Below are 13,714 nucleotides of genomic sequence, written 5' to 3' on the forward strand. Positions count from 1 at the left end.
ATGCCTTCACGAAGCCTTTAGATCCCAAAGTTACTCTATCTACCCGTTAGCTTAAATTCAGTGGTTTTGAAATCCTGTGAATAAGCGAGTATTCGCAAGAAAATCGTATTAAACTGAGGGAGTTGAAGTATGAGCTTAGAAAACTAGAGATAAAAAGTTTATTTAGAACATAGAAACATATAAGAGGGAATATTGGAACCGAGTAAAAACAAAGGAGGGTTGTAATGAATGGTGACCCCATAGAATTTATATTATCTTGGGTGGCTTACATTAGCCTTGCATTTCTTGTTTGTAGAGTGCTGTGGGAACTATTCGCATTTATTTGGATAGTCATCTTGCAAAAAAAAGATTATGACCGCTTTCTTTTCTGGATAAAGCCAAAGTTAAAAAGAAAACTCAATAAAAAGAAAAAAAGAAAAAAGCTCTAAGGATGAGTACAAACTTATATTGTATATACCAGAAACATATCCCTTTAAATTAAGAATTTTCTTAGATAATTTAACTGGAAAAGTAAAATCCTTATTCAAGTAACGGGTGCGTTAGTTAGCACCTAATTTTTTAGGTGCTTTTTATTTTGCTCTCAATCAGCCTTTAATTTAAAAAAACAACTAAGAGCTGTTATATTATGTAAAGAAAATACACAAAACGCCGTTTCTATGCGGGCATTGGAACAAAAAGTTATAAAAGACGGAGGTTATACATCTAAAGACATTATAGGAATGAAAGCCTGTCAGGCTATTGAAAACGGAAAATCAAAATTTGCAGGGGACTACATTGTTAATTGGAAAACTAAAGCTGGCTAATCGATACATATTAATTTATTTTATGGTAGGTAAATTAGCGTTCGCTCTTCTCACAGATAATTTTGATTTACGATTCACCAGATATATGCTGGCAATGATCAGGAGTAATCCGATTAAAAGTGTGTTGGTGAACGGCTCATCCAAAAATAAGATACCAATAAAAATAGAGATGATCGGCACGAGAAAATTAAAAGAAGCAATCATGCTTGCATTTCCTCTGGAGAGCAAATGGAAGTAGATCAACCAAGCAATGGCTACAGAAAATAAAGCTAAAAACAACATGGTCAGAACAAAGGGAAAACTCCATGTAATGCTGGACCATTTCTCCACTCCGCTTCCTGCTCCTGTCATGATCAGTCCGCCGATAATACTTTGAATGGTAATCAGCCAGATCCCATCGACTTTTGTGCTGATTGATTTCATATAAACGGTACCGATTGCCCAGCTTAAAGCTGTACAGACCCCGAGCAGTATGCCAATGAGAGAAATATGAGAAGATAATCCTCCAAGGCTGACCGTAGCCACTCCGGCAAAACCAAGAATCAAACCTGTAAGTTTACAAGCTGTCATGGTTTCTCCAATCCATAACCACGCAATAATACCAATCAGCACAGGTTGTAAATAAACAATGACACTAAACAATCCTGCTGGCATAAACATCAGTCCAATGGTTTGCAGGCCATAGAACAAGACCGAATTAAACAGACTGGAGAAAAAGTACATCTTCCAGTTTCTGTTAATGTCCATTTTTTTATATCGTGGCAAAGCAAAAAGAAACAATAGAATTCCGGCTCCAAGTGATCGGAAACCCGATAAGAGTACAGGAGGGCAATAATGAAGTGCTACCTTGGAAATCGGCCAGGTAAGGCCCCATATCAATACTAGAATAGCAATGAAAACGATGTTTAATAAGGGGACTGAATGATGTTTCATCGTAGATCCTTCCTTAATGTTTGACGTGAAAGGTGAGTAAGTTAAATATATCTAGTAATTAAGCAGATTAAAATATATATGAAAATTATTATTTTCCAATTAGACAACCTTGACGGAAACATGATTCATTGTTCTACTATTGAATCAGCTGCAGAGACATGAAGAAGACACAGCAAAATAAAGCAGTGTCTTTTGTTATGCAGTTATTAAATTGAAGAGGGATATTTCTGATGGATGACCTGAAGAAAAGCAGAGACGTTTCTGTTTTCCTGGACAATGGGCGAATAAAGGTAGGAAAATTTTCGGTTAAAGAAGTGATTCTGGATTTTTATAATAGACAGGTTGCCGTACTGTACATCCCGTTCGATCACGCTGCCGGAAAGAAGTGACAGCCCCAGCCCATGAATGACGGACTCTTTAATGCCTTGATTGGAGCTGATCGTCAGCAGAGACTTTGTTTTCAAACCATTGGATCTGATGACATGATTAAGATAATCGCGTGTTCCGGATCCCGTTTCCCTTGAAACCCATTGCTGATTTTGCAGATCATCTATGGTCACTTTGTCCTTGGAGGCAAGGTAGTGGCTTGGGGAAGAAACGATAAAGAGTTCATCACTCATAAACGGATGGACAGAAAGCTCCTTTTCGTTTGTTTGCCCTTCAATCAATCCAACATCCACTTTGTAGTTGCGCACGGATCCAACGATTTCTTCCGTATTTCCAATCAGCACTTGCAGCTGAAGCTCTTTGTATTGATTTTGCAGCTCATAAAGAAGTGAGGGGAGGATATATTCTCCGATTGTAAAACTGGCCCCAATCTTCAGCTCACCCTTAATCGTTGTATGGTGCTCTCCAATCTCCTGCCGGGCTTGTTCGTAAATCGTAAGGATCAGTTTTGCCCGGTCATATAATATCTCACCTGTAGGCGTAATTTGCAGAAACTTGGGTGAGCGGAGAAAAAGCTTGGTTTGAAACTCTTTTTCCAGATTTTTAATATGCAAACTGACACTCGGCTGAGACATCCGAAGAAGTTCTGCTGTTTTTGTAAAATTTTTTACCTCGGCCAGGGTGACGAACGTTTTTAATGCATCATAATACATTTTTTAAAACATCCTTTATTATTAGTAATCTTAATGGCAACGATAATTAATATGTATTTTACTAATGTTTTGTACTGAGGTAAAGTAGAGGATATAAATTTTTTAAGGGTTCTGACTATTTTTAAGATTAAAACCGAGTTAATGGATAGAAATAATTTAGTCTTAACCTAGAGGGAAACTTTTAAAGTAAAAAATGACGGAAAATTATGTATGTGAGGTGTTATCATTGCAACTTCAGGCAACAAACAGTCCATTCGATCAGGAGCAAGCTGAGCTCCTTAACAAGCTGATACCGACGTTAACTGAAGCACAAAAGCTTTGGCTTTCCGGTTACTTAGCGGCTTCTCAGTCACTTGCAGCACCAGTGGGACCAGCTGCTGTTGTAAAGCACGGCTCCATTTTGCCCGTTTCAAAAGAAGTAACCATCCTTTACGGATCTCAAACCGGGAATGCTCAAGGCCTTGCGGATAACAGCAGTAAAGTTCTCAAAGAGAAAGGTTTTGAGGTAACGGTTTCTTCCATGAGTGACTTTAAACCGAATCAGCTAAAGAAACTCAATAACCTGCTGATCATTGTTAGTACACATGGAGAAGGAGATCCGCCGGATAATGCGATTTCTTTCCATGAATTTGTTCATGGCAAAAGAGCTCCAAAACTAGAAGATCTTCGTTTTTCAGTCCTTTCTTTAGGTGACAGTTCCTACGAGTTTTTCTGTCAGACGGGCAAAGATTTTGATAAGGTCCTGGAAGAGCTTGGGGGTAAACGCCTGGCTCCGCGTGTGGATTGCGATCTCGATTATGATGAGCCGGCAGCAGAATGGCTGTCAAAAGTAATATTAGGTTTAAATGAGGCTCAGGGAGAGACTGCAAGTGAAGCCTTTCAAGAGGCTTCAGCAACCCTCGCAGAAGAGGCAACGTATACCCGGACAAATCCATTTCATGCGGAGGTCCTTGAAAATATTGATTTGAACGGACGCGGTTCGAAAAAGGAGACCCGCCATTTAGAACTTTCACTTGAAGGGTCGAATCTATCTTTTGAACCGGGCGACAGTCTTGGAATCTACCCTGAAAATGATCCGGAACTGGTTGATTTGCTTCTTGAGGAATTACATTGGAATCCTGAAGAAATTGTAACAGTGAACAAGCAGGGAGATGTGGCAGCTCTGAAGCAGGCGCTTATCACCAATTTTGAAATTACAGTTTTAACAAAGCCGCTGCTTCAGCAGGCAGCACAGTTAACTGAAAATGAAAGACTGCATGAACTTTTGTCAGCAGGGCATGAGAGCGAGCTGAAAAGTTATCTTTCAGGCCGTGATCTTCTGGATCTCGTTCATGACTTTGGCCCATGGGCCGTTTCACCACAGGACTTTGTCAACATTTTACGTAAAATGCCAGCTCGTTTGTATTCGATTGCTTCGAGCCTGAATGCCAATCCGGACGAGGTTCATCTAACCATCGGCGCTTTGCGTTATGAATCCTTCGGACGCAGCCGCAGCGGCGTTTGTTCCATTTTATGTGCGGAAAGGCTGGAGCCAGGGCACACACTTCCGGTTTACATCCAGCACAATCAGAATTTTAAACTGCCAGCGAACGGAGAAACACCGATCATTATGGTAGGACCAGGAACAGGAGTAGCGCCATTCCGGGCGTTCATGCAAGAACGTGAGGAAACAGGTGCAGAGGGGAAATCATGGATGTTCTTTGGAGATCAGCATTTTGTCAGTGATTTCCTATACCAGACAGAATGGCAAAAGTGGCTGGAGAATGGCGTTCTGACAAAAATGGATGTGGCGTTTTCCCGCGACACCGAGGAAAAAGTATATGTACAGCATCGTCTGCTTGAACACAGTAAAGAACTCTTCCATTGGTTAGAAGAAGGTGCTGTTTTATATATATGCGGCGATGAGAAAAACATGGCCCATGATGTTCATCAAACACTGATCGGAATCATTGAAAATGAAGGCAGCATGACCCATGAACAAGCGGAAGAGTATGTGGCCCGCATGCAGCAGGAAAAACGTTATCAGCGTGACGTGTATTGACCGGCAACAGAAAGGAGTTTAAAGAGATGTCAAACCCATTATTAAAAGCACCGGAAGGCAAACCGAGTGATGTGGAACGTATAAAAGAAGAGAGTAATTATTTACGGGGTACGCTGAAGGAAGTGATGCTTGACCGGATCAGTGCAGGTATCCCGGATGATGATAACCGCCTCATGAAGCATCATGGCAGCTATTTGCAGGACGACAGAGACCTTCGTACAGAGCGGCAGAAACAAAAGCTTGAACCAGCTTATCAGTTCATGCTCCGCGTAAGATTGCCAGGGGGAGTGGTGACGCCTTCTCAATGGCTGGTTTTGGATCAGCTGGGCAACCAGTATGGTAATGGAACATTAAAATTAACCACACGCCAGACGTTTCAAATGCACGGCATTTTAAAATGGAACATGAAAAGTACCATTCAGGAGATCCATGCATCAATGCTCGATACGATTGCAGCTTGCGGTGACGTAAACCGTAATGTGATGTGCATCTCCAATCCTTATCAATCAGAAGTTCATTCTGATGTGTATGAATGGTCCAAAAAACTCAGTGACTATCTCTTGCCAAGAACGAGAGCGTACCACGAGGTTTGGCTGGATGAGGAAAAAGTAGCAGGCACTCCAGAAACAGAAGAAGTTGAACCGATGTACGGACCGCTTTACTTGCCGCGTAAATTTAAAATCGGCATTGCAGTTCCACCTTCCAATGACATTGATGTCTTTTCACAGGACCTCGGTTTAATCGCCGTAGTAGAAGATGGGAGGCTAATTGGATTTAATGTGTCCATTGGTGGAGGCATGGGAATGTCACATGGAGATAAAGCAACCTATCCGCAGCTGTCAAAAGTGATTGGTTTTTGCATACCGGACCAGATTCTTGAGGTGGCTGAAAAAGTCATTACCATTCAGAGAGATTATGGAAACCGTTCACAGCGTAAGAACGCCCGCTTTAAATATACAGTCGACCGGTTAGGTCTTCAAACCGTTAAAGAAGAGCTGGAAAACCGTTTAGGCTGGAGTCTGGATGAAGCGAAAGACTTTTCTTTTGAAGATAATGGAGACCGGTATGGCTGGGTACAGGGTGTGCAGGAGAATTGGCATTTTACTCTGTTTGTTGAAGGCGGCCGTATCGCGGATCTTGAGAACTACAAGCTGATGACCGGTTTAAGGGAAATCGCAAAGGTCCATACAGGGGAATTCCGTTTGACCGCCAACCAGAACCTTATAATTGCCAATATTACGAGAGAGAAGAAACAAGAGATTACAGAGTTGTTGGAACAGTATGGAATGCTCGACAGCCAAAAAGTTTCTGCGATCCGGCGCAATTCCATGGCTTGTGTGGCCCTTCCTACTTGCGGTCTAGCCATGGCGGAGGCAGAACGCTATCTTCCGGTGCTAATGAACAAGATCGATAACATAGCTGAAGAAAACGGCTTGAGAAACGAAGAGATTACCGTTCGGATGACGGGTTGCCCCAATGGATGTGCCCGCCATGCGCTAGGTGAAATTGGGTTTATCGGTAAAGCCCCAGGAAAATATAACATGTATTTGGGTGCAGCGTTTGACGGCAGCCGATTGAGCAAAATGTATCGTGAAAACATAGGGGAGGAAGAGATTTTAAAAGAATTGAAGATGCTGTTCCCTAGATTTGCGAAAGAACGCGAAGAAGGCGAGCACTTTGGAGACTTTGTGATTCGTGCGGGCATTATGGAAGCAACGACGGACGGTACAAACTTTCATAATTAATATTATCCTTATAACTAAAACAGCGACCCAGCCATGTTTGCGGGGTCGCTGTTTTTTGCTTTTCTTTATTGAAGTGTTCGATATACACCGATTACTTTACCAAGGATGGTCACGTTTTGCAGCAAAATTGGAGATAAAGCGGCGTTTTCCGGCTGCAGGCGAATGTGGTCTTTTTCTTTAAAAAAGCGTTTTACAGTCGCTTCATTTTCTTCTGTCATGGCCACAATGATGTCACCGTTTTCAGCTGTTGGCTGCTGCTTGACGACCACGAGGTCCCTGTCGTAGATGCCAGCTTCTATCATACTGTCTCCTTCTACAGTTAACATAAAAACATTATCGTCTCCTACAACGTGTTCTGGCAATGAAAAATATTCATCAACGTTTTCGATTGCTGTAATCGGTGAACCCGCGGTAACTTTACCGATGATCGGTACATTAACTGATCGCGTTCTGTTTATGATCTGATCTGATTCGAGGCCGAGCACTTCAATGGCCCTGGGTTTGGTAGGATCACGCCTGATCAGTCCCTTTTTCTCAAGCCTGGATAAATGGCCGTGTACGGTTGAGCTTGAAGCCAGTCCAACTGCTTCACCGATTTCCCTGACTGATGGTGGATAGCCTTTCGCGTTTACTTCTTCCTTAATAAAATCCAGGATATCGATTTGTCTTCTGGATAATTTTGTCATGATTACACCTCATTCACTGAATACTCTTGAAAAAAGTATAGCATGCAGGAACAAGATATACAAACATAAGTTCGAAGAAAACCCTTGTAAAGAACAGGTGTTCCTATTATAATGAAAATTAATAAGAACACATATTCGCAAAGGGGAGATATACGATGAAGGGATTTTCACCGGTATTTATGCTATTATCTATTGTTGCAGCAGGTTTTATTATGTTCGCTTATCAGTCTCACGCAGAAGGATCCAGAGAATATATGGAGATTACCGTTAATAAAGGTGATTCACTTTGGGAGATCGCCGAAGAATATACGAAGGACAAAGGTTCAAATTGGGAATTTGTCAACTGGGTTGAAAAGAATAACGGAATACAGGCAGGAACCATTACCCCAGGACAGAAATTAACGATACCGATCAAGGCAGAAGAAGACAGGTGAGGCACAATTGAGATCGATCATTTATTGCAGAGTAAGCACCGAAAAGGAAGAGCAGACATCCTCTTTATCCCGGCAGGAAGATGAATTGAGACAGCTGGCAGTGAGCCATGGGTTCGGCATTGTCTCTGTTATAAAAGATAGAGAAAGCGGATACAGCCTGGAACGGGATGGTTTGTTTGAGGTAATCGAGCGGGCCCAAAACGAAGAATTTGATGTTCTTCTTGTAACGGATGATACCCGCTTAGGCAGGGGGAACGCCAAGATCGTTCTTCTTCACGAACTACAGAAGAGGAGCATTAAAGTTTATACCTACAGCAGCCAAGGGGAATACCATCTTTCCGAAGCGGAGTCTATGGTGCTTGAAATCGTTGCCGTTGTAGAGGAATATCAGCGCAAGCTACATAACTTAAAGATAAAAAGAGGAATGAGGAAGGCTGTTCAAAAAGGCTATAAACCACAAAAGAATTTAAAGAACATCCATCATGGAGGAAGAGACCGGAAGGTGCTTCCGGTTGATGAAATCATCCGGCTTAGAGGAATGGATCTTACGTTTGCAGAAATTGCCGTTACGCTAAGGGGTTTTGGATATGAAGCATCAAAAGCGACAGTTCACCGCAGGTATAAGGAGTATTTAGAAAGTGCTCCGACTGGAAACTCTACTTAATATTCGTTACGATAGGGATATCGAAGAAAAAGGAGAGGTGTTCCATGCTTACACCAGATAAACTGGAACGGATAAATTTTCTTGCCAAAAAATCTAAACAAGAAGGTTTGTCAACAGAAGAAGCCAAAGAACAAAAGCAATTAAGGGAGGAGTATCTGAAAAACGTCAGAACTTCTTTTCAAAATAGATTGCATTCATTGAAGTTCATTGACCCTGAAGGCAATGATGTAACACCGGATAAGCTAAAAGAAAGTAAAAAAAGCCAGAACAATATGAAGCATTAAGGAAAAAGTCCTGATTTCAGTACAAAGAAATCAGGCTTTTTTGTTGTTGCAAAATTCAGAATTTCGTATATACTGTTATATAACAACTGTGAAAGGGGAGAACACCTTGGCCTTTTCAATAACGGATTCTGTGGTCAGACTGTATAGTGAGATCGATCTTAATGAAGGTGAGGCACTCCGGTTATATGCGCGATATGCCGGCAGTGCAAGCAACGGCGGATACTCATTAGGCGTCATCCCAGCTCAGCCGGCAGACGGTGATGATATTCAGGAAATAAGCGGATTGAAATTTTGTATTAAACCGGATGACCGCTGGCTCGTAGATGATATGAAACTGGACTATGACGAAGGGGAAGATATCTTTTATTGTGAGTTCCCTGCGTTAAACTAAATAAAGGAACCTGTATTATAACAAAAAGTTATAAAGTTATAATGCAGGTTTTTTTATTTGTATCAAAGAAAGATTTTATGGGACACTATTGGTGGGCATTGTGCTTGTATAAAATGTCCAATATGTTTATGATGGTATCGAGAAATCTTTTACATATGTAGATGAAGGGATGATTAAATAATGTCTACTGCTTCAATTGACCAATTATCAATCAACACTATCCGTACCTTGGCTATAGATAGCATTGAGAAAGCCAAATCTGGACACCCTGGTATGCCAATGGGTGCTGCACCGATGGCTTACAGTCTTTGGACGAAATTCATGAATCACAACCCGGAAAATCCTGAATGGTTTAACCGTGACCGTTTTGTGTTATCTGCAGGGCATGGCTCCATGCTGCTTTACAGCCTGCTTCACCTTTCAGGCTATGACTTGTCCATGGAAGACTTAAAACAATTCCGCCAATGGGGAAGCAAAACGCCAGGACATCCTGAGTACAAACATACGGCTGGTGTAGATGCTACAACAGGACCGCTTGGACAAGGGATCGCGATGGCTGTAGGTATGGCAATGGCAGAACGCCATCTTGCTGCAACTTACAACAAAGACGGCTTTGAAGTTGTTGACCACCATACGTACTCTATCTGTGGAGACGGAGATTTGATGGAAGGCGTATCAGCTGAAGCTGCATCTTTAGCAGGTCATCTTGGACTCGGAAAACTTGTTGTTCTTTATGATTCAAATGATATCTCTCTTGATGGAGATCTTCATCTTTCGTTTTCTGAGAGTGTAGAAGACCGCTTTAAAGCATATGGATGGCAAGTACTTCGTGTAGAAGACGGAACAAACCTTGAAGAGATCGAAAATGCGATCGCCGAAGCAAAAAAGGATACTTCACATCCGACGTTAATCGAAGTGAAAACAGTAATCGGATACGGTTCTCCTAACAAGTCCGGTAAATCTGCTTCTCATGGTGCTCCTCTTGGATCAGATGAAGTAAAACTGACAAAAGAAGCATACAACTGGGTGTTTGAAGAAGACTTCTTCGTACCTGATGAAGTAAGTGATCACTTTGCTTCATTGAAAGAAGATAGCAAAAAGAAAGAACAGGAATGGAATGAGTTATTTGCACGCTATGAAAAAGAGCACAGTGAAGCTGCAGCTCAATTGAAAACAGCGATCGATAACAAATTACCAGAAAACTTTGATGCGAATCTTCCTGAATTTGATAAAGCTGTTGCGACAAGGGCTTCTTCAGGAAAAGCATTGAATGCTTTTGCAAAAAATATTCCATGGTTGTTTGGAGGATCTGCTGACCTTGCAGGATCAAACAACACGATGCTTACTGGAGAAACAAACTTCAGCCGTGAAAATTACAGCGGCCGCAACATCTGGTTTGGAGTAAGGGAATTTGCGATGGGTGCAGCTGTTAACGGAATGGCGCTTCATGGCGGACTGAAAGTATTCGGTGCAACGTTCTTCGTATTCTCAGACTACTTGCGCCCGGCAATCCGTCTGGCTTCCATCATGAAGCTTCCGGTAACCTATGTGTTTACCCATGACAGTGTAGCAGTTGGTGAAGACGGCCCTACCCATGAGCCGGTAGAACAGCTTGCGTCACTCCGTGCGATGCCTGGGCTTTCTGTCATCCGGCCAGCAGATGCATATGAGTCTGTTGCTGCGTGGAAGCTGGCTCTTGAAAGTGTAGATCAGCCAACTGCACTAGTATTAACAAGACAAAACCTTCCGATTCTAGAAGGGACAAAAGAAAGTGCATATGAGAATGTCAAAAAAGGTGCATATGTTATTTCTGAAGCTGAAGGTACACCTCAAGGGTTGCTGCTCGCTTCTGGTTCTGAAGTCAGCTTGGCGATCGAAGCACAGAAACAATTAAAACAAGAGGGAATCCAAGTTTCTGTTGTTTCTATGCCTTCATGGGATCGTTTTGAAAAGCAATCTGCAGAATACAAAGAGAGCGTTCTTCCTTCATCGGTAAGAACAAGACTCGGTATTGAAATGGCGGCATCTCAAGGCCTTCACAAATATGTTGGTTTGGATGGCGACACAATTGCGATTGACAAATTTGGCGCTTCAGCACCTGGAGAAAAAATCATTGCTGAATACGGCTTTACAGTCGAAAATGTATCCAATAAATTAAAAGCTTTATTGAATAAATAAGCTGTATAAACCCCGGAGAATATTTTCTCCGGGGTTTCTTTTTCGACAAAAGAAGTGGCCTCATGCTACAGCATAAGACAAGTATTTTGTAAAGAATCCATTATACTAATTGTAAAAAAGGGAGAGAGGTGGCGGTTTTGAGAGAGTATTTGATCTATAAGATAAAGGAAGATGTCGCCGAAGAGTATTTTGGGAAAGAAATCAAACTCTTTCAGCTGTTTTTGGAAGAATACAAAACCTTTACTCAGCAAAAAGAAGTATTGATGAAACAAATCCTTTACATCACCTCTCCGCTTCAGCTGAACCCTCTTCAATCGTTTATAAAACAGATGCTGCTCTCATCAAAAGGATTTCAGGCGGAAGTCCACTCTTTCCTTCTGGAGTGTGAAAAAAGCTCTGCGCGGCTCAGTTTTTCAGAACGTTATATGCTTCTTCAAAGCGTAGGCAGTTTTGAGGCGGAAACAGCCATTTTTGAAAACATACGAAAGTTTGAACGCTGTTTTTTTGCGATGGATTTTAAGTATTACCGCTATGGCTGGTTGAATCCGTTAAAGGCTAGGTCAGGCTATGGGTCATAAATATTTTGGCGTGTATCTTGTAACTGATTGTCTTTTTATAGTAAACTAGTGCTAGACAACACGAAGGAGGAAGTTTTACTATGTTTTATTATATCCTTGTGGGCATTTTAGCGCTTCTTGCAGGAGTAGCAATTGGATTTTTCATTGCCCGCAAATACATGATGAATTACCTACAAAAGAATCCACCAATCAATGAAAACATGCTGCGTGTGATGATGATGCAAATGGGTCAGAAGCCGTCCCAAAAGAAAATCAATCAGATGATGAAAGCAATGAACAACCAGATGAAGTAAAAGGCCCGTACCAGCAGGCTTTTTTCATCAATTAAGATTAATCAGTTGATCATTCCTTAAGTCATTGGTTAATTTTTCTTATATCACGACAACTACCACTTTTTCTGCGTAAGATTCAGCAGAAGGGTGGTTTTTTTAATGAAATTAGAAGATTAATGGAGGAGTATTACTAGCAATTGAAAAAGGAAGTTGATTTTCTTTCAGTTAAAGGAAATTAATTCCTTTTATCGAATGGAGTAGATATAGAGCCGAGTCGGCTAGACGTATAGGTTTTACTTTACAGGGAGAAAAGTGAGTTAGTTAAGGATGGGGGAACTCTATGATAAAAATTTATTTGCATTTATACTCTAAAGGCGAAGACCATGGAGATGCTGGATATTACGAATTTCAAACTGTCCCATCGCAGGGAGAATACTTAACTGACAATGAGAATCTGTACAAGGTTGAGATGGTAATTCATGCTCCAGGAAATGATTCAGCTGCAGCTGAAATATTTGCTGTTAAAGTGGATTTAGAGGAAGAGTTGTCGGAGAATATATCTTAGTTATATATTAAAGAAAATGAGGGCAGGTAGAACGACGATCGCAATCGCTCACCGTCTGTCCACTATTCAAGATGCTGATCTGATTCTTGTTCTTCATCAGGGAGAGATTGTGGTAAGAGGAACTCATCAAGAACTGGTGGAAGCACGAGGCTTATATCACAAAATGTATTCCCTTCAGCTAAAAGGAAAGCTCTTCTATGATGCCAGATGATCCTCCCTGAGGAATTTTTCTTCATTTTCATTGAACTAGCGGTCTTAAATCTATAAACTAAAAGTATTACATAAAGAGGAGTAGACTTGATGGCAGACTTGAATATATGGCTGGCTTTTGGAGCTGGTTTACTGTCTTTTATCTCCCCGTGCTGCCTGCCGCTTTATCCGGCTTTCCTTTCTTATATCACAGGAATTTCAGTCAGGGAGATCAAAGAAGAAAAGGGAATGAAAAGAAAACAAGCCATGCTGCATACGGCTTATTTTTTGCTCGGTTTTTCGATCGTTTTTATCGTCCTGGGGTTATCGTCTTCATTCATCGGCAATATCTTTGTTGAATACAAAGATTTTCTTCGCCAGTTCGGAGCGATTATCATTGTCATCTTTGGCTTGATCATTTTAGGCTTATTGAAGCCGGCGTTTTTAATGAAGGACAGAAAGCTGGCTTTCAGAAACAGGCCTGCGGGATACATGGGCTCCATCTTGATTGGAATCGGTTTTGCTGCAGGATGGACACCTTGTACAGGCCCGATTCTAGGTGCAGTGATCGCTCTGGCTGTGTCCAATCCAGGAGCGGGCATGCTGTATATGGCTTTTTATGTTCTTGGTTTTGCGGTTCCTTTTTTCTTTTTAAGTTTCTTTTTGGATAAACTAAGCAGCATAAAGAGATATAATGTTCAAATAATGAAATCTGGCGGTTTTCTTATGGTCGCTATGGGGGTCATGTTATACTTTGACTGGATGACCAAGTTCACTTCGTTTCTCGTAAATCGCGTTTTTGGCGGCTTTCAAGGATTTTAAGAAGGATCACTCCTGGAAAGAAAGCAGCA

The 13,714-nt window shown here is 41.5% G+C and carries 15 protein-coding genes and 1 pseudogene; 13 read left to right on the forward strand and 3 right to left on the reverse strand.

Annotated features, from left to right (window positions below):
- Nucleotides 1-224 precede the first annotated feature (224 nt).
- On the forward strand, nucleotides 225-428 hold the full coding sequence (locus M1K46_RS16065; RefSeq protein WP_256226786.1) for a hypothetical protein: 204 nt from the start codon (nucleotides 225-227) through the stop codon (nucleotides 426-428).
- A gap of 390 nt (nucleotides 429-818) precedes the next feature.
- On the opposite strand, the gene M1K46_RS16070 is transcribed toward M1K46_RS16065, so the two are convergent.
- Both M1K46_RS16070 and M1K46_RS16075 read right to left on the reverse strand, forming a co-directional pair.
- The gene (locus M1K46_RS16070) at nucleotides 819-1,736 is read right to left on the reverse strand and encodes a DMT family transporter (RefSeq protein ID WP_256226787.1); all 918 of its coding nucleotides are present in this window, start codon (nucleotides 1,734-1,736) and stop codon (nucleotides 819-821) included.
- A gap of 206 nt (nucleotides 1,737-1,942) precedes the next feature.
- Nucleotides 1,943-2,836, reverse strand: coding sequence for a LysR family transcriptional regulator (locus tag M1K46_RS16075; protein ID WP_256226788.1), 894 nt, complete (start codon nucleotides 2,834-2,836; stop codon nucleotides 1,943-1,945).
- A 226-nt stretch (nucleotides 2,837-3,062) separates the two neighbouring features.
- Between M1K46_RS16075 and M1K46_RS16080 the strand changes: the two genes are divergently transcribed.
- Together M1K46_RS16080 and cysI are read left to right on the forward strand one after the other, a co-directional pair.
- A complete protein-coding gene (locus M1K46_RS16080) occupies nucleotides 3,063-4,877 on the forward strand; it encodes an assimilatory sulfite reductase (NADPH) flavoprotein subunit (protein ID WP_256226793.1) in 1,815 nt (604 codons plus the stop codon).
- Between the two features lie 26 nt (nucleotides 4,878-4,903).
- Complete coding sequence (gene cysI, locus M1K46_RS16085) at nucleotides 4,904-6,622, forward strand: assimilatory sulfite reductase (NADPH) hemoprotein subunit (RefSeq protein WP_256226801.1); 1,719 nt, start codon at nucleotides 4,904-4,906, stop codon at nucleotides 6,620-6,622.
- Nucleotides 6,623-6,687: 65 nt separating this feature from the next.
- Here the strand turns inward: cysI and lexA are convergent, their stop codons facing one another.
- On the reverse strand, nucleotides 6,688-7,308 hold the full coding sequence (gene lexA / locus M1K46_RS16090; RefSeq protein ID WP_062231969.1) for a transcriptional repressor LexA: 621 nt from the start codon (nucleotides 7,306-7,308) through the stop codon (nucleotides 6,688-6,690).
- A 155-nt stretch (nucleotides 7,309-7,463) separates the two neighbouring features.
- On the opposite strand from lexA, the gene yneA reads away from it, so the two are divergent.
- The 10 genes and pseudogenes from yneA (at nucleotide 7,464) to M1K46_RS16140 (ending at nucleotide 13,685) form a co-directional block, all read left to right on the forward strand.
- Nucleotides 7,464-7,742: a cell division suppressor protein YneA gene (gene yneA, locus M1K46_RS16095; protein ID WP_053354393.1), complete on the forward strand. Its 279-nt coding sequence runs from the start codon at nucleotides 7,464-7,466 to the stop codon at nucleotides 7,740-7,742.
- 7 nt (nucleotides 7,743-7,749) lie between these two features.
- Entirely contained in the window at nucleotides 7,750-8,406 is a 657-nt protein-coding gene (locus M1K46_RS16100; protein ID WP_062231971.1) for a YneB family resolvase-like protein, read from the forward strand.
- Between the two features lie 44 nt (nucleotides 8,407-8,450).
- A complete protein-coding gene (locus M1K46_RS16105; protein WP_256226804.1) occupies nucleotides 8,451-8,690 on the forward strand; it encodes a DUF896 domain-containing protein in 240 nt (79 codons plus the stop codon).
- Between the two features lie 106 nt (nucleotides 8,691-8,796).
- Nucleotides 8,797-9,081 carry an iron-sulfur cluster biosynthesis family protein gene (locus M1K46_RS16110; RefSeq protein ID WP_053354390.1) on the forward strand — a complete coding sequence of 95 codons (285 nt, stop codon included), beginning with the start codon at nucleotides 8,797-8,799 and terminating at the stop codon, nucleotides 9,079-9,081.
- A gap of 180 nt (nucleotides 9,082-9,261) precedes the next feature.
- The gene (tkt, locus tag M1K46_RS16115; protein WP_256226806.1) at nucleotides 9,262-11,259 is read left to right on the forward strand and encodes a transketolase; all 1,998 of its coding nucleotides are present in this window, start codon (nucleotides 9,262-9,264) and stop codon (nucleotides 11,257-11,259) included.
- Nucleotides 11,260-11,396: 137 nt separating this feature from the next.
- Nucleotides 11,397-11,837, forward strand: a complete 441-nt coding sequence (gene sirA, locus M1K46_RS16120) for a sporulation inhibitor of replication protein SirA (protein WP_256226807.1) — start codon at nucleotides 11,397-11,399, stop codon at nucleotides 11,835-11,837.
- Between the two features lie 80 nt (nucleotides 11,838-11,917).
- Nucleotides 11,918-12,130, forward strand: a complete 213-nt coding sequence (locus M1K46_RS16125) for a YneF family protein (protein WP_053354387.1) — start codon at nucleotides 11,918-11,920, stop codon at nucleotides 12,128-12,130.
- Between the two features lie 319 nt (nucleotides 12,131-12,449).
- Nucleotides 12,450-12,674 (forward strand): hypothetical protein, encoded by a 225-nt coding sequence (locus M1K46_RS16130; RefSeq protein ID WP_256226809.1) that lies wholly within the window; start codon nucleotides 12,450-12,452, stop codon nucleotides 12,672-12,674.
- A 7-nt stretch (nucleotides 12,675-12,681) separates the two neighbouring features.
- Nucleotides 12,682-12,885, forward strand: a pseudogene (locus tag M1K46_RS16135) (hypothetical protein); the annotation flags it as partial.
- A gap of 89 nt (nucleotides 12,886-12,974) precedes the next feature.
- Complete coding sequence (locus M1K46_RS16140; RefSeq protein WP_256226811.1) at nucleotides 12,975-13,685, forward strand: cytochrome c biogenesis protein CcdA; 711 nt, start codon at nucleotides 12,975-12,977, stop codon at nucleotides 13,683-13,685.
- The last annotated feature ends 29 nt before the right edge of the window (nucleotides 13,686-13,714 follow it).

The sequence above is a fragment of the Fictibacillus sp. WQ 8-8 genome (assembly GCF_024494405.1).
Taxonomy (GTDB): Bacteria; Bacillota; Bacilli; order Bacillales; family Fictibacillaceae; genus Fictibacillus_C; species Fictibacillus_C marinisediminis.

What these genes read in the sequence shown, in the direction of transcription:
- M1K46_RS16070 (WP_256226787.1), bottom strand. Translation starts at nt 1,736, where the DNA reads ATGAAACATCATTCAGTCCCCTTATTAAACATCGTTTTCATTGCTATT.
- M1K46_RS16105 (WP_256226804.1), top strand. Translation starts at nt 8,451, where the DNA reads ATGCTTACACCAGATAAACTGGAACGGATAAATTTTCTTGCCAAAAAA.
- yneA (WP_053354393.1), top strand. Translation starts at nt 7,464, where the DNA reads ATGAAGGGATTTTCACCGGTATTTATGCTATTATCTATTGTTGCAGCA.
- M1K46_RS16130 (WP_256226809.1), top strand. Translation starts at nt 12,450, where the DNA reads ATGATAAAAATTTATTTGCATTTATACTCTAAAGGCGAAGACCATGGA.
- M1K46_RS16140 (WP_256226811.1), top strand. Translation starts at nt 12,975, where the DNA reads ATGGCAGACTTGAATATATGGCTGGCTTTTGGAGCTGGTTTACTGTCT.
- M1K46_RS16125 (WP_053354387.1), top strand. Translation starts at nt 11,918, where the DNA reads ATGTTTTATTATATCCTTGTGGGCATTTTAGCGCTTCTTGCAGGAGTA.
- lexA (WP_062231969.1), bottom strand. Translation starts at nt 7,308, where the DNA reads ATGACAAAATTATCCAGAAGACAAATCGATATCCTGGATTTTATTAAG.
- cysI (WP_256226801.1), top strand. Translation starts at nt 4,904, where the DNA reads ATGTCAAACCCATTATTAAAAGCACCGGAAGGCAAACCGAGTGATGTG.
- M1K46_RS16065 (WP_256226786.1), top strand. Translation starts at nt 225, where the DNA reads ATGAATGGTGACCCCATAGAATTTATATTATCTTGGGTGGCTTACATT.
- M1K46_RS16075 (WP_256226788.1), bottom strand. Translation starts at nt 2,836, where the DNA reads ATGTATTATGATGCATTAAAAACGTTCGTCACCCTGGCCGAGGTAAAA.
- tkt (WP_256226806.1), top strand. Translation starts at nt 9,262, where the DNA reads ATGTCTACTGCTTCAATTGACCAATTATCAATCAACACTATCCGTACC.